The 23,480-nt window shown below is 65.3% G+C and carries 25 protein-coding genes; 14 read left to right on the top strand and 11 right to left on the bottom strand.

Annotation, left to right across the window (positions count from 1 at the left end):
- Positions 1 to 135 precede the first annotated feature (135 nt).
- Positions 136 to 576 carry an SRPBCC family protein gene (locus AC0LPE_RS21740; protein WP_430716701.1) on the top strand — a complete coding sequence of 147 codons (441 nt, stop codon included), beginning with the start codon at positions 136 to 138 and terminating at the stop codon, positions 574 to 576.
- Between the two features lie 8 nt (positions 577 to 584).
- Here AC0LPE_RS21740 and hppD read toward each other — a convergent pair whose 3' ends face one another.
- Positions 585 to 1,790: a 4-hydroxyphenylpyruvate dioxygenase gene (gene hppD / locus AC0LPE_RS21745; RefSeq protein ID WP_490605212.1), complete on the bottom strand. Its 1,206-nt coding sequence runs from the start codon at positions 1,788 to 1,790 to the stop codon at positions 585 to 587.
- Positions 1,791 to 1,976: 186 nt separating this feature from the next.
- Here hppD and AC0LPE_RS21750 point away from each other — a divergent pair, with 186 nt between their 5' ends.
- The 3 genes from AC0LPE_RS21750 to AC0LPE_RS21760 all read left to right on the top strand — a co-directional run bounded on the left by AC0LPE_RS21750 (position 1,977) and on the right by AC0LPE_RS21760 (position 5,337).
- A complete protein-coding gene (locus AC0LPE_RS21750; RefSeq protein WP_059382783.1) occupies positions 1,977 to 2,486 on the top strand; it encodes an Lrp/AsnC family transcriptional regulator in 510 nt (169 codons plus the stop codon).
- A 141-nt stretch (positions 2,487 to 2,627) separates the two neighbouring features.
- Positions 2,628 to 3,881, top strand: a complete 1,254-nt coding sequence (locus tag AC0LPE_RS21755; RefSeq protein WP_006554690.1) for a Glu/Leu/Phe/Val dehydrogenase dimerization domain-containing protein — start codon at positions 2,628 to 2,630, stop codon at positions 3,879 to 3,881.
- On the top strand, positions 3,874 to 5,337 hold the full coding sequence (locus AC0LPE_RS21760; protein WP_490605213.1) for an amino acid permease: 1,464 nt from the start codon (positions 3,874 to 3,876) through the stop codon (positions 5,335 to 5,337). The genes AC0LPE_RS21755 and AC0LPE_RS21760 overlap by 8 nt, the downstream gene beginning before the upstream one ends.
- Here the strand turns inward: AC0LPE_RS21760 and AC0LPE_RS21765 are convergent.
- A complete protein-coding gene (locus tag AC0LPE_RS21765; RefSeq protein WP_490605214.1) occupies positions 5,319 to 5,735 on the bottom strand; it encodes a VOC family protein in 417 nt (138 codons plus the stop codon). The genes AC0LPE_RS21760 and AC0LPE_RS21765 overlap by 19 nt on opposite strands.
- Before the next feature lie 131 nt (positions 5,736 to 5,866).
- On the opposite strand from AC0LPE_RS21765, the gene AC0LPE_RS21770 reads away from it, so the two are divergent.
- A complete protein-coding gene (locus AC0LPE_RS21770) occupies positions 5,867 to 6,481 on the top strand; it encodes a dihydrofolate reductase family protein (RefSeq protein ID WP_258260944.1) in 615 nt (204 codons plus the stop codon).
- Between the two features lie 184 nt (positions 6,482 to 6,665).
- Here AC0LPE_RS21770 and AC0LPE_RS21775 read toward each other — a convergent pair whose 3' ends face one another.
- Together AC0LPE_RS21775 and AC0LPE_RS21780 are read right to left on the bottom strand one after the other, a co-directional pair.
- The gene (locus AC0LPE_RS21775; RefSeq protein WP_085470075.1) at positions 6,666 to 6,863 is read right to left on the bottom strand and encodes a helix-turn-helix transcriptional regulator; all 198 of its coding nucleotides are present in this window, start codon (positions 6,861 to 6,863) and stop codon (positions 6,666 to 6,668) included.
- A 2-nt stretch (positions 6,864 to 6,865) separates the two neighbouring features.
- On the bottom strand, positions 6,866 to 7,342 hold the full coding sequence (locus tag AC0LPE_RS21780) for a hypothetical protein (protein ID WP_423657962.1): 477 nt from the start codon (positions 7,340 to 7,342) through the stop codon (positions 6,866 to 6,868).
- Positions 7,343 to 7,490: 148 nt separating this feature from the next.
- On the opposite strand from AC0LPE_RS21780, the gene AC0LPE_RS21785 reads away from it, so the two are divergent.
- Both AC0LPE_RS21785 and AC0LPE_RS21790 read left to right on the top strand, forming a co-directional pair.
- Positions 7,491 to 8,111 (top strand): class I SAM-dependent methyltransferase, encoded by a 621-nt coding sequence (locus AC0LPE_RS21785; protein ID WP_230824964.1) that lies wholly within the window; start codon positions 7,491 to 7,493, stop codon positions 8,109 to 8,111.
- A 45-nt stretch (positions 8,112 to 8,156) separates the two neighbouring features.
- Complete coding sequence (locus AC0LPE_RS21790) at positions 8,157 to 8,723, top strand: DinB family protein (protein ID WP_490605215.1); 567 nt, start codon at positions 8,157 to 8,159, stop codon at positions 8,721 to 8,723.
- A gap of 12 nt (positions 8,724 to 8,735) precedes the next feature.
- On the opposite strand, the gene AC0LPE_RS21795 is transcribed toward AC0LPE_RS21790, so the two are convergent.
- Together AC0LPE_RS21795 and AC0LPE_RS21800 are read right to left on the bottom strand one after the other, a co-directional pair.
- Positions 8,736 to 9,350: a YdcF family protein gene (locus tag AC0LPE_RS21795; RefSeq protein WP_490606390.1), complete on the bottom strand. Its 615-nt coding sequence runs from the start codon at positions 9,348 to 9,350 to the stop codon at positions 8,736 to 8,738.
- Between the two features lie 201 nt (positions 9,351 to 9,551).
- The gene (locus AC0LPE_RS21800) at positions 9,552 to 9,830 is read right to left on the bottom strand and encodes a nuclear transport factor 2 family protein (RefSeq protein ID WP_490605216.1); all 279 of its coding nucleotides are present in this window, start codon (positions 9,828 to 9,830) and stop codon (positions 9,552 to 9,554) included.
- A gap of 928 nt (positions 9,831 to 10,758) precedes the next feature.
- On the opposite strand from AC0LPE_RS21800, the gene AC0LPE_RS21805 reads away from it, so the two are divergent.
- Positions 10,759 to 11,676, top strand: a complete 918-nt coding sequence (locus tag AC0LPE_RS21805) for an RNA polymerase sigma-70 factor (RefSeq protein WP_490605217.1) — start codon at positions 10,759 to 10,761, stop codon at positions 11,674 to 11,676.
- A 101-nt stretch (positions 11,677 to 11,777) separates the two neighbouring features.
- On the top strand, positions 11,778 to 12,965 hold the full coding sequence (locus AC0LPE_RS21810) for an NAD(P)/FAD-dependent oxidoreductase (protein WP_490605218.1): 1,188 nt from the start codon (positions 11,778 to 11,780) through the stop codon (positions 12,963 to 12,965).
- Here AC0LPE_RS21810 and AC0LPE_RS21815 read toward each other — a convergent pair.
- Positions 12,962 to 13,747, bottom strand: coding sequence for a PASTA domain-containing protein (locus AC0LPE_RS21815; protein ID WP_490605219.1), 786 nt, complete (start codon positions 13,745 to 13,747; stop codon positions 12,962 to 12,964). The genes AC0LPE_RS21810 and AC0LPE_RS21815 overlap by 4 nt on opposite strands.
- 300 nt (positions 13,748 to 14,047) lie before the next feature.
- Here AC0LPE_RS21815 and AC0LPE_RS21820 point away from each other — a divergent pair, with 300 nt between their 5' ends.
- From AC0LPE_RS21820 to AC0LPE_RS21840, 5 genes are all read left to right on the top strand, one after another.
- Entirely contained in the window at positions 14,048 to 14,842 is a 795-nt protein-coding gene (locus AC0LPE_RS21820; protein ID WP_016694125.1) for an enoyl-CoA hydratase-related protein, read from the top strand.
- A 31-nt stretch (positions 14,843 to 14,873) separates the two neighbouring features.
- On the top strand, positions 14,874 to 15,605 hold the full coding sequence (locus AC0LPE_RS21825; protein WP_465862723.1) for an SDR family NAD(P)-dependent oxidoreductase: 732 nt from the start codon (positions 14,874 to 14,876) through the stop codon (positions 15,603 to 15,605).
- Positions 15,606 to 15,631: 26 nt separating this feature from the next.
- On the top strand, positions 15,632 to 17,302 hold the full coding sequence (locus tag AC0LPE_RS21830) for a class I adenylate-forming enzyme family protein (protein WP_490605220.1): 1,671 nt from the start codon (positions 15,632 to 15,634) through the stop codon (positions 17,300 to 17,302).
- Complete coding sequence (locus AC0LPE_RS21835) at positions 17,299 to 18,447, top strand: acyl-CoA dehydrogenase family protein (protein ID WP_490605221.1); 1,149 nt, start codon at positions 17,299 to 17,301, stop codon at positions 18,445 to 18,447. Before AC0LPE_RS21830 ends, AC0LPE_RS21835 begins: the two co-directional genes overlap by 4 nt.
- A gap of 78 nt (positions 18,448 to 18,525) precedes the next feature.
- On the top strand, positions 18,526 to 19,188 hold the full coding sequence (locus tag AC0LPE_RS21840) for a TetR family transcriptional regulator (RefSeq protein WP_160874549.1): 663 nt from the start codon (positions 18,526 to 18,528) through the stop codon (positions 19,186 to 19,188).
- A 30-nt stretch (positions 19,189 to 19,218) separates the two neighbouring features.
- Here the strand turns inward: AC0LPE_RS21840 and AC0LPE_RS21845 are convergent, their stop codons facing one another.
- Genes AC0LPE_RS21845 through AC0LPE_RS21860 form a run of 4 tightly spaced genes read right to left on the bottom strand, consistent with a single transcriptional unit; the run spans position 19,219 to position 23,318 of the window.
- On the bottom strand, positions 19,219 to 20,208 hold the full coding sequence (locus AC0LPE_RS21845) for an ABC transporter ATP-binding protein (RefSeq protein WP_490605222.1): 990 nt from the start codon (positions 20,206 to 20,208) through the stop codon (positions 19,219 to 19,221).
- Positions 20,208 to 21,281, bottom strand: a complete 1,074-nt coding sequence (locus tag AC0LPE_RS21850) for an ABC transporter ATP-binding protein (protein WP_490605223.1) — start codon at positions 21,279 to 21,281, stop codon at positions 20,208 to 20,210. The genes AC0LPE_RS21845 and AC0LPE_RS21850 overlap by 1 nt, the downstream gene beginning before the upstream one ends.
- Positions 21,278 to 22,384: an ABC transporter permease subunit gene (locus AC0LPE_RS21855; RefSeq protein WP_160874555.1), complete on the bottom strand. Its 1,107-nt coding sequence runs from the start codon at positions 22,382 to 22,384 to the stop codon at positions 21,278 to 21,280. The genes AC0LPE_RS21850 and AC0LPE_RS21855 overlap by 4 nt, the downstream gene beginning before the upstream one ends.
- Positions 22,377 to 23,318, bottom strand: a complete 942-nt coding sequence (locus AC0LPE_RS21860) for an ABC transporter permease (protein ID WP_337199994.1) — start codon at positions 23,316 to 23,318, stop codon at positions 22,377 to 22,379. Before AC0LPE_RS21860 ends, AC0LPE_RS21855 begins: the two co-directional genes overlap by 8 nt.
- Positions 23,319 to 23,480 lie beyond the last annotated feature (162 nt).

The raw sequence follows: 23,480 nt of genomic DNA on the forward strand, positions 1-23,480 counted from the left end.
CGAAAGTGTGTGTGACGTGCGTCACGGCATTCAAACACTTATCGGACGTTAGAGCAACGGGTGCGGATCTCTTCCACAGGGGGCAGTTACCCGCTACATTGAGTAACAGACAACTTCTCGTGAAGGGCTTCAGCCATGATTCACGTCCGCCACAGCGCCGTCGCAGACATCCCCGTCGACCTCGCGTTCTCCTACGTCGACGACTACCGGAACGTCCCCGACTGGATGTTCGGGGTGACCCGCTTCCAACCCGTGGGCGAGCAGGTCTCCGGCCTCGGTGCCGTCTACGACTCGACCATGCGGATCGGCCCCAAGGATCTCGACTCGCGCGTGGAAGTCGTCGAATGGGAACGCAATCGCGTGATCGTCCTCGACTCGATCGCCGGATTCCGCGCCGCGTCGTCGTGGACCTTCACGGACCTCGGCGACGCGACGCGGCTCGACGTCGACTTCGGTTACCGGCTGCCCGGCGGGATCGCCGGCCGCACACTCGGCATGCTCATCGAACCGATTGTGGGAACGGCGATCCGGCAGACCGAGCACGCGTTGCGCACGCGGCTCGGTCAGCTCGTCTAGGACCGGAATCAGAAGTTGCCGCGCGCGGCCTGCTCCCGCTCGATCGCCTCGAACAGCGCCTTGAAGTTGCCCTTGCCGAAGCCGAGCGAGCCGTGGCGCTCGATCAGCTCGAAGAACACTGTCGGGCGGTCGCCGACGGGCTTGGTGAAGATCTGCAGCAGGTAGCCGTCCTCGTCGCGGTCGACCAGGATGCCCCGCTTCTTCAGTTCGTCGATCGGCACCCGGACCTCACCGATACGGGCGCGTAGCCCCGGATCGTCGTAGTACGCATCGGGAGTCGCGAGGAACTCGACGCCCTCCTCGCGCAACCGGTCGACCGCAGTGAGGATGTCGTTGGTCGCCAGGGCGAGATGCTGTGCGCCCGGTCCGCGGTAGAAGTCGAGGTACTCGTCGATCTGCGAACGCTTCTTCGCGATGGCGGGCTCGTTGAGCGGGAACTTCACGCGGTGGTTGCCGTTGCACACCACCTTGCTCATGAGCGCCGAGTAGTCGGTCGCGATGTCGTCGCCGATGAACTCCGCCATGTTCGTGAAACCCATGACGCGGTTGTAGAAGTCGACCCACTCGTCCATGCGTCCGAGTTCGACGTTGCCGACGACATGGTCGAGCGCCTGGAAGATGCGCTTGGGCGCACCCTCGCGCTTGCGGTAGGTCGAGGTGCGCTCGACGTAGCCGGGCAGGTACGGACCGTTGTAGCGCGACCGGTCGACGAGCGTGTGCCGCGTGTCGCCGTAGGTCGCGATGGCGCCGATGCGGACGACACCGTTCTCGTCGCTGATCTCGTAGGGCTCCTCGAGGACGGTCGCCCCCTGCTTCCGGGCGTGCTCGATGCACTTGTCGACATCCGGGACCTGCAGGGCGATGTCGACCACGCCGTCACCGTGGAGGCGGTGGTGCTCGATCAGCGGGCTGTCCGGATCCACCGCACCCTTGATCACGAATCGCACGGCGCCGCTGCGCAGTACGTAGGCGTGGTGGTCGCGGTTGCCGGTGGTGGGTCCGGAATAGGCGATGAGTTCCATGCCGTAGGCGGACTGGTAGTAGTGCGCCGTCTGCGTGGCGTTTCCGACCACCCACACCACGGCGTCCCAGCCGCTGACGGGGAAGGGATCCCGTTCGCTGTCGTACTCCACGAGACCGACCAGGCGCCGGAGCTCCTCGGCGTCGAGCTGAGCGAGTCGTTCGCTGTCGGTCAGGGTGTATTCCAGAGTCATCGCTGCAACCTCCTGCCGCTCACTGCGGCACAGTCGTTGTGTCGTGTGTCACCAGGAGAAACCCACCTGTCGGTGCGACGCAACGTCGCCTTCGGGAACTGGTCCGACTGACTGGAATCCGCCGGAATCCGCACGCTCACCTATACAATCGGACTAGTTTTCGGCGCTCGATGGGAAGGAACCGCGATGCGCGAGCCCGTGCAGCTGGACGAATTGGATTTCGCTCTCCTCGAGGCCCTGCACGCCGACCCGAAGATCGGCGCGCTCGAGCTGTCCCGTCGGTTGAAGGTCGCGCGCGCCACCGTCTCGGCCCGCCTGCGACGCCTCGAGGACACCGGGGTGATCGCTGGCTACGAACCCCGGATCAACCTCGCCGCAGCAGGTTTCGATGTACAGGCGTTCGTGACGATGGAGATCGTGCAGGGCGCGCTCGAAGACGTCACCGAGGTCCTCGAAGGCATCCCCGGTGTCCTCGAGGCGTTCGCCACCACCGGCGCGGGCGACGTCCTGTGCCGGATCGGAGCCGAATCACACCTCGGTCTCCAGCAGACCCTCATCGAGCTGAACCGCTCCTCGATCGTCGCGCGGTCCACGAGTGTGATGGTGCTGTCGGAAGTGGTGCACTACCGGGCGATGCCGCTGCTGCGCACCCTCGAGCCGGAACGATCCGCGAAGGCACCGGCCTACCGCCGCTGAACCGATCACGTCCACAATCCGTCTCCGACTAGCCGGATTGCACAGAAAAAAGCGCTCCGGGCATCCGGACCCTCCGCACGCTGCACAGTTCGATGAAGCACAGTTGCGCAGCATTTGTTACTGCCGTCACAGTCTTTCGCCATGAAGAACCTGCTGACGCGATTCGAAGAAAAAGCCCCCGAGATCGTCTTCGAGTGGCACGACACCGAGACCACCGCCCGGGGTTGGGTCGTCATCAACTCGCTGCGGGGCGGCGCGGCCGGCGGCGGCACCCGCATGCGCCGCGGCCTCGACCGGCGCGAGGTCGAGTCGCTGGCGAAGACCATGGAGATCAAGTTCACCGTCTCCGGACCTGCGATCGGCGGTGCCAAGTCCGGCATCGATTTCGATCCGTCCGACCCCCGCAAGGAAGGCGTGCTGCGCCGCTGGTTCGCGGCCGTCACTCCCCTGCTGCGGGCCTACTACGGCACCGGCGGCGACCTCAACGTCGACGAGATGAACGAGGTCGTTCCCCTCACCGAGTCCAACGGCTTGTGGCACCCGCAGGAAGGTGTCGTCAACGGACACTTCGGCAAGGACGAGCGCCAGCGCATCCAGCGGGTGGGCCAGCTGCGACTCGGCGTCGCGAAGGTTGTCGAGGACGCGCGGTTCACCCCTGCCACCAGCACGAAATACACTGTCGCCGATCTGATCACCGGTTACGGCGTCGCCGAGTCGGTCCGTCACCACCAGCTCGTCTATCGGGGCACCGACCTCGCCGGCAAACGCGTCGTGGTGCAGGGCTGGGGCAACGTCGGCGCCGCTGCTGCCTACTATCTCGCTCAGGCCGGCGCCTCGATCGTGGGCATCATCGACCGCGACGGCGGCATCCTCGCACCCGAGGGTCTCTCCTTCGATGAGGTCCGTACCCTGCTGCTCGAGCGCGACGGCAACGCCCTGCGCAGCGACCGCATGATCCCCTTCGACGAGGTGAACGACCGCATCTGGGATCTCGGAGCCGAGATCTTCCTCCCCTGCGCCGCGAGCCGCCTCGTCACCCGCGAGCAGGTCGACCGCATGGTCGCCGCGGGACTCGAGTCGATCGCTTCCGGCGCCAACGTTCCGTTCGCCGACGACGAGATCTTCTACGGCCCCACCTACGAGCACGCCGACAAGTCCGTCGCCGTGATCCCCGACTTCATCGCCAACTGCGGTATGGCCCGGGCTTTCGCCCAGCTCATGGAGGGCGACGTGGAGGTCTCCGACGCCGCGATCTTCGGCGATGTGTCCACCACCATCGAGACGGCACTGCGCCGCTGCCACGACCGGTCGACCGAGCTCACCGGGCTCGCCGCGACCGCCTTCGAGATCGCACTGGACCAGCTGGTCCCGGCCGGGGAGCGCATTGATGACTGACACCCTGGCCACGGCGACGACCAGCGCCCAGAGCACGGCCGGGACGACGACCGGCGCCCAGAGCACCGCCGGCCTGCATCGTGCCATGCGGCCCCGCCAGCTCGTCATGATGAGTCTCGGTGGCGCCATCGGGGCCGGCCTGTTCGTCGGGTCGGGGGCGGGTATCGCCGTCGCCGGCCCGGCGATCCTGATCTCGTTCCTGGTGGCGGCCGTTCTCGTCGTGTTCGTGATGCGCATGATGGGCGAGATGGCCGCGGCCAACCCCGCCAGCGGTGCGTTCTCCGAGCACACCGAGAACGCGCTGGGCCCTGTCGCGGGGCGGACCATCGGGTGGTTGTACTGGGTGCAGGTCATCATCGTGATCGCCGCGGAGGCCACCGGCGCCGCCGCGATCACCGCGGTGGCGCTGCCCGGCATCCCCCAGTGGGCGTCCGCGCTGTTCTACATGGTCGTGCTGACGGGCGTGAACCTGGTCGGCGTCCGCCGCTTCGGTGAGGTCGAATTCTGGTTCGCCGCAATCAAGATCGTCGCGATCGTCGGCTTCCTGGTGATCGGCATCGCGATGATCGCCGGGTGGATGCCCACCTTCGAGACGACCGGCTTCTCCAACCTCACGGCGCACGGCGGGTTCGCCCCCACCGGTATCGCCGGTATCGCCGCCGGCCTGCTCATCGTGGTCTTCGCGTTCGGTGGCACCGAGATCATCGCGATCGCCGCCGCGGAGACCGCCGATCCCCGTCGCAACGTGGGCCGCGCGGTGCGCACCCTGGTGTGGCGCATCCTCGTGTTCTACATCGGGTCGGTGCTCGTGATGGTGACGATCCTGCCGTGGACCTCTGAGGATCTCGCGACCGGTCCGTTCGTCGCCGTGCTGCAGGCCGGGGCCGTCCCGGGCGCCGCCGCGGTGATGACCGTGATCGTCGTGGTCGCGCTGCTCTCGTCGCTGAACGCGATGCTGTTCAGCGCTTCCCGGATGATCTTCTCGCTGTCGCACCGCGGATCGGCGCACCCCGTCTTCGGGCGGCTGTCGTCCAACGGCGTTCCCCGCAATGCGGTGCTCGCCTCGGTGGCGTTCGGCTTCGTCACGGTCGGACTGAACTATCTCTACCCCGACCGGGTGCTGCCGCTGCTGCTCAACGCCGTCGGCTCCACGATCCTGGTGCTGTGGACGTTCGTCGCGGTCTCGCACCTCGTGCTCCGTCGTCGCGCACGCCGCAACGGCACCGAGGATGCACTGCCGCTGAAGATGTGGGGCTTCCCGTACCTTTCGTACGCGACGCTCGGTCTGCTGGCCGGCATCGCGGTGCTCGCCCTGTTCGACACCGCTGCCCGCACGCAGCTGCTCGCGACCGGCGCGTTGACCGCAGCGATCGCCGGTACCTGCACGGTGCTGGCACGGCGACGCGCTGCGGCCGGGACGGCTCGGGTCGAGACGGTTCAGGAGCGCCAACCGTAGGGACGCGTGATTATCTCCATGAAGTGACCGGCGGGGTCGAGGAAGTAGGTTCCTCGACCCCCGTCGTTTCTGTTGATGCCGTGCGCCGACTGCCGGGGATCGGCCCAGTGTTCGATCTTCTGCTCGAGGATCCGGGCGTAGATCTCGTCGAACTCCTCCTCCGACACCAGAAATGCGTAGTGCTGCGGCGGATACTCCACATCCCGTGGCGGTTCGGCGAAATCGAGGGTGACGCCGTTGGCGAGTTCGACAGCGAGGAAGTGCCCGGCGGGCACCGGATCGGGCAGCCCGAACAGGGTGGTGAGGAAGTAGGCCGAATGCTGCTTGTCGTCGGCCGCGACGATGGTGTGGTTGAACGCAATACTCAAGGAGAACTCCTTGTGGTCCCGCGCCTCCATGCCTGACGCAGTCCGTCATCGACACGCGACGCTGCGTCCAGAGATACCTTCCGTGCCGGAGGGATGCAAGCGATGAGTTCTCCGCGCTTCCCGGGTCTGTACTCGGCGACAACCTTCGAAAGGGGACGACGATGAAGCTCACGGTGACGACCTTCGTATCGGCCGACGGTGTGGCCCAGGGACCGGGTGGCCCCGACGAGGACCGCAGCGACGGCTTCGACCGCGGCGGTTGGGTGGTGCCGCTGTTCGACGAGGACACCGGCAAGTTCATCGACGAGGTGTTCTCGAAGGTCGACGCATTCCTGCTGGGCCGGAACACCTACGACGTCTTCGCTGCGTCGTGGCCGAACTCCACCGATCCCGACGATCCGGTGGCCCGTGCCCTCAACACCCTCCCGAAGTATGTCGCCTCCACGACGCTCACCGACCCCGAGTGGCAGAACACGACCGTCCTCGAGGGCGACGTGCCCACCGCGGTCGCGGAACTGAAGAAGCAGCCGGGACGCGAACTGCAGGTGCACGGCAGCATCCGTCTCGTGCACACCCTCTTCGAACACGATCTCGTGGACGAGTACCGCCTCATCACGTTCCCGGTCGTCCTCGGTCAGGGGCGGCGGTTGTTCCCCACCGGGGGTCGCGATACGAAGTTCGATCTCGTCGAATCGCGCACCACCTCGTCCGGTATCGCCATCACCGTGTACCGGCCGGCCGGACGACCCGAGTACGGACTCGCCGAAGTCGAGTGACACGACACCAGGGCGCGGTCAGGAGTCCTGGCCGCGCTCCTCGCGTTGCGTGGCCTCGTAACCCGGTGTCCGATGAATCCCGTTACGTCACCGGCCTCACTCTCACCGTTGACGCCGGTAGTACGCTGAGCAATCGGGCGAGTGGCCGAGCGGGTTCTGTCGGGGAATCCGCTCGGCCACTCCGTTATTCCTCGTCGGGTACGAAGATGTCCTCGATTAGACGTCCGAACAGGCGCGCGATGCGGAACGCCAGCGGAAGGGAAGGGTCGAATCGTCCCTTCTCGATCGAGATGATCGTCTGTCGCGAGACGCCGAGTTCGTCGGCGAGCCTCTGCTGCGACCATCCGTTCTTCGCGCGCAGGGCCGCGAGCGAGTTGCGCACCCTCAGCCTTTCCGACGCTGCACGGCGTAGCGCACACCGAACGACGCGAAGGCCACGAGAATGACCGCCATCAGCGCGTGCAGACCCGCGACCTCGATCGGAGCGAACGCCAGAGCGGTACATCCCAGCCCCGTGACGAGAAGGATGTCGGTGAAAGCGCCCGAGGCGGCTTTCTCGTACCAGGACGCCTCGACCGAATCCTCCGGCCGGTCCGCGGCGCCTTCGAGGGTCGACCGATCGACGAGGAGCACCCACGACAGGCCGACCAGCGGAGACACTGTCGCCAACGCCACGGCGATACCCGAGACGACAGGATGCTCCGGCACCAGTTCGAGTGCTGCCCCCACCACTCCGAGTGCCCCCGCCGCCACCATGCCGAGGGCGATGGCCGGCGGTACGGCGGCGATCCACCGCGACCCCACCCGCACCTTGCCCCACTTGCTCCGCGCCACCGCCGAGCCGGCACTCCCGCCGTCCATCACCGCTCCCTTCACAGTAAAGCACGCTTTACATGTAAAGGTAACTTAACAGCGTTCTCGGCGCAGCGGAAACGAGGGGTTCCGTTCGGCCGGGCAGGTGTCATGATGGATCGAGCAGATCGAGACGCCACGAGGCGAAGGGACTGCCATGGGCCTCTACAACGATCACGTCGTACCGCGACTGGTGAACATCGCCTGCGCGCCGTCGTTCACCGAAGCGAACCGGAAACGAGTGTGCGCCGGCCTGAGCGGCCGCGTCGTCGAGATCGGATTCGGATCCGGTCTCAACGTTCCCTACTACCCCACCACCGTCGAGTCGGTCAGCGCCGTCGAACCCGCGGACCTCGGATGGAAGCTCGCACGTCCGCGCATCGAGGACTCCCCCGTGCACATCGAACGATCGGGTCTGGACGGTCAGTCACTCCCGTTCGAGGACAACACCTTCGACAGCGCACTGTCGACGTGGACCCTGTGCACCATCCCCGATGCCGACGCGGCTCTGCGCGAGGTACGTCGCGTCCTCGCACCGGGTGGCACCCTGCACTTCGTCGAACACGGACTCGCTCCGGACGAGAACGTCCGGCGGTGGCAGCACCGGCTCGAACCGGTCCAGAAGCGCGTCGCGGGTGGCTGCCATCTGACACGACAAATCGCCGACCTCGTCCGCGGTGCTGGGTTCGACATCCGCGAACTCGACACCTTCTACGAGGAGAAGACACCGAAGTTCCTCGGTGCCCTGTCTCTCGGAGTGGCGACACCGGCCACGTAGAGGTTGACAGCTACTACAGCGATCTTTGCATACCTCGGCGGACAGATGCGCGGTGTCGACATCGAGTATGTGTCCGCTATATCCGCGAAGATTGCATGCATGCCCTCGGACATTCTGCCACTCACCATACGCACGCTGCTGAAGCAACTCGACCTGGTCTGGCTCTTCACGGAACAACACGTGCTGCCACGGATCGACGAGGCTGCCGTGCACTGGGAGCCGTCGTCGAACTGCGTGGGCGTTCGACGGGTCGACGGGCGTCTCGTCGCCGACTGGCCGGACGAAACGGCCGAGGCCCTTCCCGAGCCCACGATTGCGTGGCTGCTCTGGCACATCGAGTGGTGGTGGACGAACACCGTGGCGGTCTGCAGTGGGGGAACTGCGGTCGGGCCGGACGCCTACGAGTGGTCCGGCTCGACCGACCGCATCCGGACTCTTCGCACTGAATGGGTGACGCTTCTCGAGAGTGCCGACATCGAGAAGACGATCGTCGGACTCATGCCCGAACCTTCACCTCTGTGGGAAGTAGCCGGGTGGGTCAACTTCGAACTGGCGAAGAATGTTTCGGAGATCAGTCAGGTGCTGACGCGGAAGGCGAATACGCCGGGTTGATACTTCCGGCGCTCACGCTGCGACGATGCCCGCGACCGGAATGCGCGCGTCGACCGCCTGCCGGAAGTTGATCATCGCGCGTTCGAGGTGGTCGCGGTTCGTCACGAGTACAGCGCCCGTGGCTCGCCGTTCGAGCAGAACGTCGTTGGTGAAGCGTGCGTTCTCGACGGTGGAGGTCGACTGCGATTCCTCGGTGATGCGTTCGGACGGGATGCCCCGCGCGACCAGCCAGTCCTTCATGGCCTGAGCTTCGGTGACGCCGTTGCGCGGGACGCCACCGGTGACGACAATCGGCGATTCCGGATAGCGTTGCGCTGCACGGAGAGCCGCTTCGAGCCGTTCTTCGAGCACGGGCCGGATCTTGCCGTCCTCGGTGAGTCCGGCCCCGAGCACGACGAGATGTGTACCCCGCGGGTTCAGGTCGAGCATCAACGGAAAATGCGGTGTCAGCTTCTCGAGCTCGGTGCACGCGATGATCAGCGCGTCGATGGTTCCCTGGCACAGCGGGGTGACGGACAGTGCACCGTTCACGAGGGTGTCGATTGCAGGAGTCGCGGCTGCCTGCCCCGTCGATACACCTACCGCGGCTGTGGCCGCGACTGCGGTCGCCACCACCGTGCGTCGCACAGCTCCCACGCGAGCCCCCTTCTTCCCGGATGTCGGCCGTGCCGCACTGTGCCATCTCGACGCGCACTTGTGGGAAGTTGGGGCTCGACGCGAAGAAGTCTCACCATATGCCGCGTCGGATTCGATGACGGCTGACAATCGGTTTTACATCCGCGCCGCCGTTCTATCCATGAACAAGCGCGACAATCGTTGCAAGAAACGCTATTCGGACGTATCGCTGCGTGCGGGTGTGGTGTGGGTCAGGACGCACTGCCACTTCCCGCCTCGCCTGACGAGCACGTCGGTGGTCCATTCGTCCGCGTCGAACTGCTCGCCCGCAAAGTGCGCAATGTTCGTCACCCGGGCCGTCAGGATCGCGGTGTCCCCGTGGACACGCACTCGAATCTCCCCGACCGTGTCCATCGCGGAATGGGTCAGCTCACCGGAGGCGACCAGCGACAGAAAGCGTCGGCCCGATTCCGTGCCGGATTCGGAGACCATCACCCAGTCGTCGTCCGTGAACTCGGCGATCCGCTCGGCGTCGTTGGACGACGATGGCCTCGGCCCACCCCCGGGCGAACGCGAGCAGTTCGGTCTCGACCTCGTCCTGGTTCGGATCGGACACGACGCCTCCCTCGGGTGCGCTTCCCATGCTCCCAGGGCAAGCAAGAGCAGAACGTGTGTTCGAGTTGACGACTTCGCACACCCGTGCGACCATCCCTCCACCGACCTGAAAACAGGTCGACCCCGGCAGGTGCGCCAACACCGGACCGGGGTCTGGGCACACGACAGAAGGAAGCTGTCATGCACCGTAGGGTGGAGTCTATCCACACGCCTTCGAGAGGCGTATTCCAGCAACGAGCCGCGAGCGCGTTCGTCCGCGCCGGCCGACACACACCCGCTCCCCCGGGTTCACGCCCGACGTCCTGACTTTCCAGCCCTCCGATCCACCGTGATCGGAGGGCTCGAGGCGTTTCACCTGCATCGTCGCGCACGAGGGCCGTTCCGGTAACCGAGGCGCGTCGACGCAGCTCGTCGCTCGTCTCCCACAGTCCGACGTCAGCGCACCGACGCTGCGAGCCGGGGCCGTTCCCTGTCTCGAAACCGACTGGGCACCAGTATCCCTCGTCTCCACAGCTGGTGGTGGAGCACCCGATCGTGCGGGTCGACACGAACGACCGGGTCCAGTGCGAGCCGCACGTCCTCCGCGACGTGGGGCTATCCGTGCTGGCCGAGACGGTCTATCGGGGCATGGCGACCGGGCAGCCTTGGGGAAGGGGACGACGACTCAGGGACCCGAAGGGTCTCCGATCGGTCGAGGGCAGCCGCCCGCAGGGCGCCCGATTCGTTCCCGATCGAATTCATCCTCGTTGCGCGAACCCCGGGTGGAGTGCTGTGATCGAAGCACGGGTCTACGGGAGGGGCCGACGTGACCGGCGTCGAAGAGTTCGAGAACCTGCGTCCACTGTTGTTCGCCATCGCCTACCGCATCCTCGGGAGCGTGACCGAAGCCGAGGACGCGGTGCAGGACACCTGGGTGCGATACGAAACCTCCGGCGCCGAACCGGATTCGGCCCGAGCATTCCTGTCCACCGTCGTCACCCGGGTATCGATCAACATGCTCGAATCGGCGCGGGCGCGGCGCGAACGATATGTGGGCGAATGGCTGCCGGAACCGATACTCGAGGAGCCCTACGACGATCCGGCGCGCTCGGCCGAACTGCGGGAATCGATCTCGACGGCAGCGCTGGTACTGCTCGAACGTCTCAGTCCGCTCGAACGCGCCGTCTTGGTGTTGCGCGAGGCATTCGGATTCGGTTTCTCGGAGATTGCCGAGATCGTCGACCGCTCCGAAGCGGCGTGCCGGCAGCTCGCGGTGCGGGCGCGACGCCACGTCGATCAAGGTTCGGCGCGGTTCGACACCGACCCGCAGGCGCACGAGCAACTCACCGCACGATTCCTCACGGCGTTCCAGGATGGCGACGTCGACGCCCTGCGCGATCTGCTGGCCGCCGATGTGCAGCTCGTCGCCGACAGCGGTGGCAAGGCACCGGCCATCCGCAAGATCGTGGTCGGTGGCGAGAAGGTCATGCGGTTGCTGGCCTCGTTCGTCTCGCCCATGGGCCAGCTCGGAATGTCGCTCGAATCCCGCGAGATCAACAGGCTCCCCGGCCTGATCGTGCGGGACGCCGAGGGTGCCATCGTGCAGGTCATGACGTTCGACGTGACGGACGGGAAGATCGGCGCGGTCCGGGTGATGATCAACCCGGACAAGCTCGCCCATCTGGGGCCAGTGGCCGATGTGCGGGTGCTCGCCCAGAAGCTCCGTGACCTGCAACGACCCTGAATTCTGCCAATTGTTCGGCGTGGCATGTCACAAACGACAAGGCTGTCCGGTCCTACATGACGAGGGCTCCCGACGGAGCCAACGAACGGATCGGAGAAGCCATGTTCAACACACGCCCCCGTGTCGTCGTCATCGGCGGTGGATATGCCGGAACGGTCGCTGCCAACCGCATGAGCAGGAAGGCTGCGGTCACCGTCATCAATCCGCGGCCGCACTTCGTCCAGCGAACCCGGTTGCACCAGTTCGCGGTCGGCAACCACCATGCATCCGGCGACTACCGCACACTTCTGGCGAAGGGAGTCGACCTTCTGGTCGATACCGTGACCCGCATCGAACCCGGTACGCGCACCGTCCATCTCGCATCCGGCGGAACGGTCGATTACGACTACCTCGTCTACGCCGTCGGAAGTACCGCCACGAGACGGTCCACCGTTCCTGGCGTCGAGGAATTCGCTTTCCCGGTGGCCGAATTCGAGTATGCCGAACGCCTGCAGTACGCGCTGAGCAGTCTCGAACCGGAAGCCGTCGTCACGGTCGTCGGTGCTGGGCTCACCGGGCTCGAAACAGCCGGCGAGCTGGCCGAACAGGGACGTCGCGTGCGCCTCGTGTGCAGCGGTGTCATCGGTCCGATGCTGTCCGAGAAGGCCCGTGCGGCAACCTACGAACGGCTCGCGGACCTGCGGGTCGAGATCATCGAGAACGCGCGCGTCACCCGCGTCGGACCCGACGGCTTCACGCTCGACGACGACACCGTCCTCGAGAGTGCGATCACCGTCTGGACCGCCGGATTCGGCGTTCCCGAATTGGCCCGCACGAGTGGTTTCAGGACGGATGAACTCGGCCGGATCCTCACCGACGAAACGATGACCAGCATCGACGACGACCGTGTGATCGCCGCCGGCGACTGCGCGGCACCGTCAGGAGAGCCGGTGCGGATGGCATGCCAGTCCGCCCTGCCCACCGGCCTGGCTGCGGCCGACACGGTTCTCAGCCGAATCGCCGGTGAAGAGCCCGCGAATCTCGATTTCGGGTTCAACGGCGTCGGTGTGAGCCTGGGCCGACACGTCGGCGTCGTCCAGTTCCACGAGCGGGACGACACCCCGAAGGAACAGGCATACTCCGGCCGAATCGCCTCGACCATCAAGGATCTCGGACTGAAGGCCGCGATGGCGGGCCTGCGGGTCGAGGCCCTACGGCCGGGAACGATGGGATTCCTCAGGGGCGGCCGGCATCCGTCGAACACCGCCACCACCGAGGATCTCTCCCGCACGGAGCAGCCGATGGCCTAACACCCGCTGAATTCACCCTCTTTCAGAACCGACAGCACTGGGTCGCCTTCACCGATCGATGCTCCCACCGAGGGAGTCTGGTCGACGACGACCCAGTTCCTGTCCCATACTTGCGCGCGTCCCTGACCGGTCGCGTCGACGCTCGTGGAGTAGAACACGCCGGCGGCCTGGATGGTGTCCTGTGCCGCTTGGAGATCCATGCACACGACGTTCGGCATCACGGCAACGGACGCCACAGCAGCGACCTGCGTGGTGGAAATCCTCGTTGCGGGAGCGGTCTCCGGAGCGACGGTCCGCGCCGTAGTGGCAGCCGACGTCGTCGATGGCGTGGTGGTCGTCGGTGCAGCGGCACGAGGAGCGGGTTGCGGGGTGGTGCTCGCGTCGTCCTTCGTGGGCGAGTCCAGCCCGTCCGAGATGTCGTTGATGATGCCCATGAAGACGAGCAGCCCGGCAACGGCAGCGGCGATAACGACTCCGCGGCGGATCCTCGCAGGCTTCGGCGGCGCAGGCGGCGGCGCCATCGCGGCCCGCACGTCCCCCGCCAGGAATGCGCGGTGACCGGCTTCGGCGCGGGCGGCGATCGCGTCCTGTTCGGCCTTGATCCGCTTGCGGCGGTCGCGCAGGGGCTTGCCCATCGCGAGATATCCCAGGCCGGCCGCGAATGCCACGAACAGGATCGCGTCGGCCACGTTGCCGTTGACTACTTCCACGATCGCCAGCCACAGCGTGATGGCGGCGAACATCCCCGCTACGACGCGCAGGTAGGGGACGACGAACTTCATGTTTCTCCTTCAACCCGACACCAGGCCCCGTGCGCCGCTGCTTTCCCGACCGCACACGCGCTGAATGCCCTCCTGAACTGGTGTCGGAGCGTCACCCCTCGTCGTTACCACGCCCAGTTGTCGATTTCGGTGGGTTGAGCCCCGGAATCCGGGGGCAGATCCACCCAAGTCGGCGAAGCGTCCCTGTGACGGTTGACACACCCTGTTCGTGAATGTAGTTTCATGAGAATTGAATACTCATTCACTCGCAGAGAATGACCGTTCGATAAGGCTCCTACCTGCAGCGATGAAGGGGATCCCATGACCGACTTCGAAGACATCACCTACGAGATCGACGGCGCAGCCGGCATCATCACGATCAACCGGCCCGAGCGCTACAACGCCTTCCGAGGCAAGACCGTCGAAGAACTGATCAAGGCGTTCCGCTCGGCCTGGGCCGACAGCCGCGTCTCGGCCATCATCCTCACCGGCGCCGGCGAGAAGGCCTTCTGCACCGGTGGCGACGTCAAGCAGCGCGCCGAGACCGGCGACTACGGCCCCACCGAGAGCGGCATGTTCGAGATCGGCTACCTCCACAAGCTCATCCGCGACATCCCCAAGCCGGTCATCGCCGCCGTCAACGGTGTCGCCGTCGGCGGCGGGCACGTCCTGCACGTGCTGTGCGACCTCACGATCGCGTCGGAGAACGCCCGATTCGGCCAGGCCGGACCCAAGGTCGGCTCGTTCGACGCCGGTTTCGGTTCGGCCTTCCTCGCCCGTGTCGTCGGCGAGAAGCGTGCACGAGAGATCTGGTACCTGTGCCGCCAGTACGATGCCGCCACAGCCGAGCGCTGGGGCCTCGTCAACTGGGTTGTCCCACAGGACAAGCTGCTCGACGAGGCCAAGGCCGTCGCCGCCGAGATCGCAGAGAAGAGCCCCACGGCCATCAAGTTCCTCAAGCAGTCCTTCAACGCCGACACCGACCACCAGGCCGGCCTGAGCAACCTCGCGATGTCGGCACTCGACCTGTTCGGCAAGTCCGACGAAGGACTCGAAGGAGCGAAGGCGTTCGCGGAGAAGCGTCCTGCCGACTTCGCGAAGTACGTCAAGGCCTGACCCGAGTTCCCCAGACCCGTAAGGACATCCCATGAGCAACATCGCACTGGTCACCGGCGCCGGATCCGGAATCGGCAAGGCCATCGCTCTCGGTTTCGCCGCGCAGGGTGATCGCGTCGTCGCCGCCGATCTCGACCTCGCAGCCGCCGAAGCCACCGCCAAGGAGTACCCCCAGCTGATCACGGCACTGCCGGTCGACATCTCGGACCGCGCCCAGGTCGACGAGCTCCGCGACCGCACCCATGCCGAGGTGGGCGTGCCCAACGTGATCGTCAACGCCGCCGGCTGGGACCGCACCGACCAGTTCCTGAACGCCACACCGGAGTTCGCCCAGAAGGTCGTCGCGATCAATTATCTCGGCCCGGTGAACATCTGCAGCGCTTTCCTGCCCGGCATCATCGACGCCGGAAACGGCGGTCGCGTGATCAACCTCGCCAGCGATGCAGGTCGCGTCGGCAGCTCCGGCGAATCCATCTACGCGGGTGCGAAGGGCGGCGTCATCGCCCTCACCAAGTCGCTCGCCCGCGAGATGGCCCGGCACAACATCAACGTCAACTGCGTGTGCCCCGGCCCCACCGACACCCCGCTGTTCCAGGCCCAGGAAGAGAAACTCAAAGCTGCTCTCATCAAGACCATTCCGTTCCGGCGGCTCGCGCGACCCGAAGAGGTCGCCGCACCCGTCCTGTTCTTCGCATCCGAGTCCGCATCGTTCATCACGGGCCAGGTGATCAGCGTCAGCGGCGGCCTCACCATGGCCGGCTGACCGACATCCTCAGGGGAGATCGAATCATGAGCGCGTCGTACAACGCCCGGGCCTACCGGGAGTACTTCGAGAACGACTTCACGTATCTCAACGGCTTCCGGCGCAACCTGGGACGGTACGGGAACCGCGTTGCCATCACCGATCCCGACACCGGAACCCGGTTGACCTACGCCGAACTCGGCGAACGCGTCGACCGAGTCGCCACAGGTCTGGCCGATGCAGGTGTGCAGGCCGGGGATGTCGTCGCCTACCAGCTGTTCAACAGTGTCGAATTCGCTGAGCTGTATCTCGCCACTCAGGCCGTGGGCGCGGTGGGTTCGCCGATCAACTTCCGGCTCGCCTCCGGCGAAACATCGTTCATTCTCGACAAGTCCGCACCCACGGTCTTCGTCTACGACACCGAGCTCACCCCGATGGTGACGGAGGCGCTGGAACGTTCGGCGCACACGCCGAAGGTGATCGTCGCGGTGGGTGACGGCGACCCGGTCTCCGTTCCCGGCGCCACCGTCGTGCGGTACCGGCACCTGGCGGCCGATCGGGTCGCGCTCCCGCCGCTGCACCGGACGGTGTGGGACGAGACCACCCGCCTCTATACCTCGGGCACCACCGGCATGCCGAAGGGTGTGCCGCTCAACAGCATGATCGAGATCTTCAGCGCGCACGACGTCATCATGCACTTCCCGTTGAGTCCCGAGGACAAGACGCTCAACATGACGCCGTGGTTCCACAGGGGCGGCCTGTACTCCGGAGGACCCAACCCGGTCTTCTACATCGGCGGAGAAGTGGTGCCGCTGCGCACCTTCGACGCCGACCGCGTCCTCGACCTCGTCGCCGAGCACGGCCTCACCTTCCTCATCGGAGCACCTACCAACCTCGCGATGCTCGCGACCGCGCAGGAGGCCCGTCCACGCGACCTGTCGTCGCTGCGCGGCATCGTCACGATGGGTGCGCCGCTCGAACGCGAAGCCGCACTGCGATACCAGCAGGTTCTCAACCCGCGGATCTTCAACGGCTACGGCAGCACCGAAGGGTTCTGGAACACCTTCCTTCGCCCCACCGATCTGCCCGAGCATGCCGGCACCGCGGGCCGAGCGTGCACCGACGACGACGTGCGCGTGGTCCACATCTACGAGGACCGACTCGCCCACCACGACGACGTCGTCGCCAAGGACGGCGAAGAGGTCGGAGAGGTGATCGTCCGCTCCCCCAAGGGTTCGAACGCCTACTTCGACTCCCCCGACCAGGAGAAGGCCAAGTTCAACAACGGATGGCTGCACATCGGCGACCTCGCGACGTGGGATGCCGGGGAGTTCGTCACCATCGTCGGACGCAAGGACGACATGCTCGTCTGCGGTGGGGAGAACGTCCATCCGGTGCAGGTCGAGGAAGCGCTCAACTCGCATCCGGGTGTGTCCGACTGCCTCGTCGTCGGCGTGCCCGACGAGCGCTGGGGACGCATCGTCGTCGCATACATCGTCGCCGGAAGTTCCGATGTCACGGCCGACACGCTCGACGCGCACTGCCGTGAGCATCCGATGCTCTCCACATTCAAGCGACCGCGTGCCTACCGGTTCGTCGAGTCGCTGCCGGTCTCTGCCACCGGAAAGAAACTGCACTACAAGGCAACCCGAACGGCAGCCGACGAGTTCGCCGCAGGATTGTTCACCGCACCCACCGACTCGAGGATCACCCGATGAATGCACGCCTCGAATACGAGACCGAGCACCAGCAGTTCCGGGAGGTCGCACGCGACTTCGTGCACAGCAAGATCACTCCCGTGCACGAGGACTGGGAGCACGCGAGCTGCCTCGACCGGTCGTTGTTCACCGAGGCCGGCAAACTCGGACTGCTCGCCTTCTCCGTCGACGAGAAGTACGGCGGTCCCGGTGTCGACGACTTCCGCTACAACGCCATCCTCATCGAGGAGGTCAACCGCGCCGGCAACGCCGCAGCCGGCATTGCGTTCTCCCTGCAGAACGACGTGGTGCTGCCCTACCTGACCGAGCTGACCGACGACGAACAGAAGGCGCGGTGGCTGCCCGGCGTCGTCCGCGGCGAGACGGTGCTGGGTATCGCCATGACCGAACCCGGCACCGGCAGTGACCTCACCGGCATCCGCACCTCCGCGGTGCGCGACGGCGACCACTACGTCGTCAACGGAGCCAAGACGTTCATCTCCAACGGTCAGAACGGCGACCTGTTCGTCGTCGCGACCCGCACCTCCGACGACCCGCACAAGGGTCTGACGCTGCTGGTCGTCGAGGCCGACACCCCCGGCTTCTCCCGCGGACGCAATCTCGAGAAGATCGGTCTGCACGCCCAGGACACCAGCGAGCTGACGTTCACCGACATGCGGGTGCCGGTCGCGAACCGGCTCGGCGACGAAGGTCGCGGCTTCTACCAGCTGGTGCACAACCTCCCGCAGGAACGGTTGTCGCTGTCCATCGGCGCGGTCGCAGCCGCCGAAGGCGTCCTCGCGCAGACCCTCGACTACGTCCGCGAACGGAAGGCCTTCGGGAAGCCGGTGTCGAGCTTCCAGAACACCCAGTTCGTGCTCGCCGAGCTGGCCACCGAGCTCGACATCGCCCGCACCTACCTCGACGATTGCATCGCCGAGCACGTGGCCGGGCAGCTCACCGCCGCCCGCGCCGCGCGCCTGAAGTGGTGGGCCACCGAACTGCAGGTGCGTGTCGCCGATCGTTGCCTGCAACTGCACGGCGGATACGGCTACATGCGCGAATACGGCGTCGCACGCGCTTTCGTCGACGCCCGCATCCAGACGATCTACGGCGGAACCACCGAGATCATGAAGACGATCGTCGCGAAGGATCTCGGGATCTGACGACCGTCCCAGCTGCACGATTCACACCGCTGAGCACTCGGTACTGTGAATCGGACCGAAAAGCGACGAGGAGCCCCTATGACCACCGACCACGATGCACTTCCCGTGGAAGAGGCCGTGCGGGCAGTTCGTACCAGTTCCCGCCGCAAGCAGGTCCTCGACGCCGCCGTGCAGGTCATGCAGCGCACCGGTTTCCACCAGATGTCGATGCAGGCGCTGGCCGACGAGGCCGGTGTCAGCGTCGGACTGATCTACAAGTATTTCGGCGGCAAGGAGGAGATCCTCCTCGCCACCATCGTCTCGATCCTCGACACCTTCCGCGACCAGATCGAACCTGCGATGGAGGCCGCCGGCGACGACCCGGTCGAACGGCTCGCCGCCGGCATCCGCCGCTACATCGAGATCGTCGACGAGAACCTCGACGCCACCGTCCTCACCTACCGGGAGAGCCGCACGCTCGACGCCGACGGTCGCGCCCGGATCAAGGAGCTGGAGGTCGAGACGTCGGCGCCGCTGCGCTCCGCCCTCGATGACGGTATCGCCGCCGGAATCATGGAGCCCATCGACGTCGACCTGATGGTGTTCGACATCCTGTTGCTCGCCCACGGGTGGGCGCTCAAGCACTGGCATTTCGGGTCCATCTACACCCTCGACGACTACATCCGACTCCAGACCCGGCTGGTGCTCAACACGACCCTGAAGGCGGAGCGGTGTGGGGAGTACGCGCACTTCCTCCGATAGGCACGTCGTGTGCGCCGCGCATGATGTGTGTCAAATATTGTGACACGCCACGTAGTGACCTTCCGCTATTTCGCGCAGCGACGGTTCCTCCGCCGTGCAACGGTCGGTCACCAGTGGGCACCGCGTGCGGAATCGGCAACCGGATGGTGGATCGAGGGGAGACGGAAGGTCTCCCTCGATGAGAGGTACCGCCTCGGATTCGCTGAGCAGAATGTCAGGATCGGGGATCGACGCCAGCAGCAACTGCGTATACGGATGCAACGCCAGGCGTTCCATCTCTCGGCTCGGCGCGATCTCGCACACCTTGCCGAGATACATGACCATGACTCGGTCGCTGATGTTCTTCACCACCGCCATGTTGTGGGCGATGAAGATCATCGTAAGCTCGAACTCAGCCTTGGCCTGCTCGAGGAGGTTGAGGATCTGGGCCTGCACCGAGACGTCCAGGCTGGACACGGGCTCATCGCAGATGAGAACCTTCGGCCTGAGCATCATGGCGCGCGCGATGCACACCCGCTGACACTGACCGCCCGAGAGCTCGCTCGGAAGCCGTTCCCACACCATGTCCGGATCGAGCCCGACCGATTGCAGCAGGTTCCGACCCGATCGATAGAGCCACTCGTTGTTGCGCTGGCCCCACATGCGGGCGCCCTCCGTGACGAGATGCTTGACCTTGCGGCGCGGATTGAGCGACGAGATCGGATCCTGCATGATCATCTGCATTTGCGCTCGAATCTTACGCAGCGCCGACGCGCTCAGCGTGGTCAGCTCGATTCCGTCGATCTCCACCCTGCCGGACTTCGGAGCCGGCAACTGCAGAACGGCGCGCCCGGCAGTGGACTTGCCGCAGCCCGATTCACCGACGATACCGAGCGTTTCGCCTTGGAGCAGGTCGAAGCTGATGTTCGAGACGGCATGTACCGTCTGTCCCCGCCCGACAGGGAACTCCACCACCATGTTCTCGACTGCGAGCACAGGGTTCTCGTTCTTGCGTAGGTGCGCAACACCACTACCGGCCATCAGATGGTCTCCACTTCGAGCTCGAGATCGTTGGTGTCGGCGGCTCCCGGCGCTCCGAGGTCGCTCACAGCCACACCGCCCAGAGGGAAATGGCAGGCCACTTCATGCGGGTGGCGGGCCCCGACGGTATCCGGAGTGGCGGTCAGGACCGGCGCCACCTCCCGGCAAGACTGCTGCACGTACTTGCACCGGGACGCGAAGGCACATCCCGTGGGTGGCTCGGTCATGTCCGGCAGGCCGCCGTCGATGGGCTCGAGGCGGGTGTGCGGTTCCTGGTCGAGGCGAGGCACTGCCGCCAGCAGGGCCTCGGTGTAAGGATGTCGCGGGCCGGCGAACAGCTCTCGGGTGGGTGCCATCTCGACGATCCGTCCCGCGTACATCACCGCAACCCGGTCCGTCTGTCCGGCAACAACTCCGAGGTCGTGGCTGACCAGGATAGTGGCCATCCCCAGTTCGGTGCGCAGCGAATCGAGCAGCTCGAGGATCTGCTTCTGGACGGTGACGTCCAGCGCGGTCGTCGGTTCGTCTGCAATGGTCAGCTTCGGGTCACACGCGAGTGCCATCGCAATGACCACGCGCTGGCGCATACCGCCTGACAACTCGTGCGGGTACTGGTCGATGCGCCGCGCAGGTTCGGGAATGCGCACCTTGCGCAGCAGTTCTATCGCGCGTTCGTTCGCCTGGATCTTGCCCAGGCCGAGGTGCGTGCGAAGGGACTCGGCGATATGGGTACCGATCCGCTTGAAGGGATTGAGTGCCGACATCGGGTCTTGGAACACCATCGCGATGTCCTTGCCCCACAGCTGCTGCTGCTCCTTACGGGTCAAAGCCTGCATGTCCCGGCCCATGAAGCGTACCTCACCTGTGACGGTCGTACCGCCACCACTCGATACCAAACCCATGATCGTCTGTCCCAGAACGGATTTACCCGATCCGGATTCACCGACGAGGCCGAGCGTCTCCCCGGCGTCGAGCTGCAAGGAGACTTGCTCGACCGCCCGGAGTTGCCCGCGCTTGGTGCGAAACCTGGTGGACACCTTGTCCACCGTCAGGATCTGTTCGTTACTGCTCACAATTTCACCTCCCGAGCGCCCCCGGTCTTCCTCTGAGCTTTCTCGCCGACCATATTGAACGAGAACACGGTCAAGAAAAGGAAGAAGCCGGGTACCAGCACGACGTACGGATACTGCTCGAAGACGTTCCCCTGCCCTTCGGAGATCATGTTGCCCCACGTCGGGGACGGTGGTTGAATGCCGAGCCCGAGGAAGCTCAGCGATGCTTCGGCAACGATCATTACCGAGATCATCACCATGCCGAGCGAGGCCAGCGGCAGTGCAACATTGGGCGCTATCTCACGGAGCATCACTCGCAGCTTGGTCGCTCCCATAGACCTTGCGGCAAGCACGAATTCGCGTTGAGAGTACACAAGGGTGTTCGCTCTGGCGATACGGACCATACTGGGAATTGCCAGTATGGCGAGAGCTAGCGCAATGTTTCGCAGATTCGGTTCGAGCACCGATGCGAGCGCGATCAGCAGGATCAGAGCTGGTACCGCGAGCAGCGAGTTCGTCATGACGCCGATGATGCGGTCGACATTGCCCCCGAAGTAGCCTGCGACGATGCCGATTGCTCCGCCGATGACCATACCGATCAGCACGGCTGCCACAGCAACGATGAGCGACGACCGGGCACCGTAGACGGAACGCGCGAGCAAGTCGAGACCAAAATTGTTGGTTCCTAATGGGTTGGACGAGAACAAGTTCGGTTCGGCATAGCTCTCGGCGGCGAGGGTCTTGGTAGTGTCCTCGTGCTCGGCCAGCGGTAGCAGTGGGGCGAACAGCGCCGCTGCGATGAGAGCCGCCAACCATACACAGGCCAGGACGAAGGTCAGGTCGAAGTCCGCGCCGAACCGGGCCAGCCCGAGCCGGCGCATCCCCATGTACAGCGCGACCAGTCCGACCACGAAGAGTACGGTCCGGACACCGATGATCAGTAGAGGCGCCAGACCGATTCCGGTGGCGACGACGCCCACCACGGTCAGAAACGCTCCGATCCGGTACAGGTTGCGGCGTTCCGCGAGATCGGACGCGTCCGCCAGTTTCTCTACGTTCGCGGCGTCGAGCACGCGGCCTGTGGTGGCCGGCATCTCGATTTCGTCGGTTGCGGTCTCAGACATGGGCTCGCCGGCTCCTTGGGTCGAGGTATCCGTAGGCGATATCGATGACGCCGTTGGCCACGACGTAGATGACGGCGATAACCAGCACCGCACCCTGCACCATCGGCATATCACCCTGCTGCGCCGCGCGGACGATGAGCGAACCCATCCCGGGCAACGAGAACAGCGTCTCGACGATAACGGTGCTGCCGATCATCGAACCGAGGACGACGCCGAGCATCGTGATCAGCGAGAACGACGACGGGCGCAACGCGTCGCTGAAGAGTAGCCGAGTGTTGGACATACCCTTCGCCTTGGCGACGAGGATGAACTTTTCCCCGAGCGTCATGACCAGGTCGCTGCGAAGAATTCGGGTGAACATCGCCATCTCCAGCAGGCTGATGGCGATCGCCGGAAGGATGGCGTGGTACAGGTTCTGCCCCAACCCCTCCGAGATGCGGACCCACTGGGACCGGGGGAACCATCCCAGGTGATTCACGGCCAGCATGATCAGCAGGAGACCGGACAGAAAACTCGGGATCGACAGCACACCGAATGTGCCGGCCCCGATCGCGCGATCGATCCAGTTGCCCTGGTGACGAGCGGAGTACACAGCCAACGGCACCGCGACGACGATCGCGATGACCAGGCCCATCAATGCCAGTTGGAGACTGACGGGCATTGCCTCACCGATGCTGTCGATGACCGGCCCCTGTGGGGGAACTATGGAAGTTCCGAGATCGCCCTGAAGCGCACCCGACAACCAGTGCCAGTACCGAGTCAAGAAGGGATCATCGAGGCCCATCTCGGCGCGCACCCGCGCATAGTCCTCGGGCGCATAGCCCTCACCGAGTATCGCGACCGACGGATCGCCGGGGATGAACGATACAAGAGCGAACGTGCCGAGGCTGACGATGCAGAGCACCACGACCAATTCGATCAACTTGTCGATCACTGTTCTCACCATCGCGTTATCCCCTCCTCACTGTATTCATGGGGTCCCAATTTCTGTGTTGGCATGACTTTGTGCCCACCACACGGAATCGCAGGTGATCAGGTTTTCCGAGCCGAACGAGCCCGGCTGTACCCGGCGTAATGCCGTGCGTTCCCGTTCGTA

The sequence above is a fragment of the Rhodococcus sp. S3 genome (genome assembly GCF_058211795.1).

Excerpts from the sequence above, each read along its gene's own strand:
- AC0LPE_RS21815 (WP_490605219.1), bottom strand. The coding sequence starts at position 13,747 with ATGAAGTTCGTCGTCCCCTACCTGCGCGTCGTAGCGGGGATGTTCGCC.
- AC0LPE_RS21785 (WP_230824964.1), top strand. The coding sequence starts at position 7,491 with ATGGGCCTCTACAACGATCACGTCGTACCGCGACTGGTGAACATCGCC.
- AC0LPE_RS21800 (WP_490605216.1), bottom strand. The coding sequence starts at position 9,830 with ATGGTCTCCGAATCCGGCACGGAATCGGGCCGACGCTTTCTGTCGCTG.
- AC0LPE_RS21825 (WP_465862723.1), top strand. The coding sequence starts at position 14,874 with ATGAGCAACATCGCACTGGTCACCGGCGCCGGATCCGGAATCGGCAAG.
- AC0LPE_RS21740 (WP_430716701.1), top strand. The coding sequence starts at position 136 with ATGATTCACGTCCGCCACAGCGCCGTCGCAGACATCCCCGTCGACCTC.
- AC0LPE_RS21755 (WP_006554690.1), top strand. The coding sequence starts at position 2,628 with ATGAAGAACCTGCTGACGCGATTCGAAGAAAAAGCCCCCGAGATCGTC.
- AC0LPE_RS21760 (WP_490605213.1), top strand. The coding sequence starts at position 3,874 with ATGACTGACACCCTGGCCACGGCGACGACCAGCGCCCAGAGCACGGCC.
- AC0LPE_RS21770 (WP_258260944.1), top strand. The coding sequence starts at position 5,867 with ATGAAGCTCACGGTGACGACCTTCGTATCGGCCGACGGTGTGGCCCAG.
- AC0LPE_RS21750 (WP_059382783.1), top strand. The coding sequence starts at position 1,977 with ATGCGCGAGCCCGTGCAGCTGGACGAATTGGATTTCGCTCTCCTCGAG.
- AC0LPE_RS21810 (WP_490605218.1), top strand. The coding sequence starts at position 11,778 with ATGTTCAACACACGCCCCCGTGTCGTCGTCATCGGCGGTGGATATGCC.
- hppD (WP_490605212.1), bottom strand. The coding sequence starts at position 1,790 with ATGACTCTGGAATACACCCTGACCGACAGCGAACGACTCGCTCAGCTC.
- AC0LPE_RS21765 (WP_490605214.1), bottom strand. The coding sequence starts at position 5,735 with ATGGAGGCGCGGGACCACAAGGAGTTCTCCTTGAGTATTGCGTTCAAC.
- AC0LPE_RS21845 (WP_490605222.1), bottom strand. The coding sequence starts at position 20,208 with ATGGCCGGTAGTGGTGTTGCGCACCTACGCAAGAACGAGAACCCTGTG.
- AC0LPE_RS21855 (WP_160874555.1), bottom strand. The coding sequence starts at position 22,384 with ATGTCTGAGACCGCAACCGACGAAATCGAGATGCCGGCCACCACAGGC.
- AC0LPE_RS21790 (WP_490605215.1), top strand. The coding sequence starts at position 8,157 with ATGCGCGGTGTCGACATCGAGTATGTGTCCGCTATATCCGCGAAGATT.
- AC0LPE_RS21835 (WP_490605221.1), top strand. The coding sequence starts at position 17,299 with ATGAATGCACGCCTCGAATACGAGACCGAGCACCAGCAGTTCCGGGAG.
- AC0LPE_RS21840 (WP_160874549.1), top strand. The coding sequence starts at position 18,526 with ATGACCACCGACCACGATGCACTTCCCGTGGAAGAGGCCGTGCGGGCA.
- AC0LPE_RS21830 (WP_490605220.1), top strand. The coding sequence starts at position 15,632 with ATGAGCGCGTCGTACAACGCCCGGGCCTACCGGGAGTACTTCGAGAAC.
- AC0LPE_RS21780 (WP_423657962.1), bottom strand. The coding sequence starts at position 7,342 with ATGGACGGCGGGAGTGCCGGCTCGGCGGTGGCGCGGAGCAAGTGGGGC.
- AC0LPE_RS21820 (WP_016694125.1), top strand. The coding sequence starts at position 14,048 with ATGACCGACTTCGAAGACATCACCTACGAGATCGACGGCGCAGCCGGC.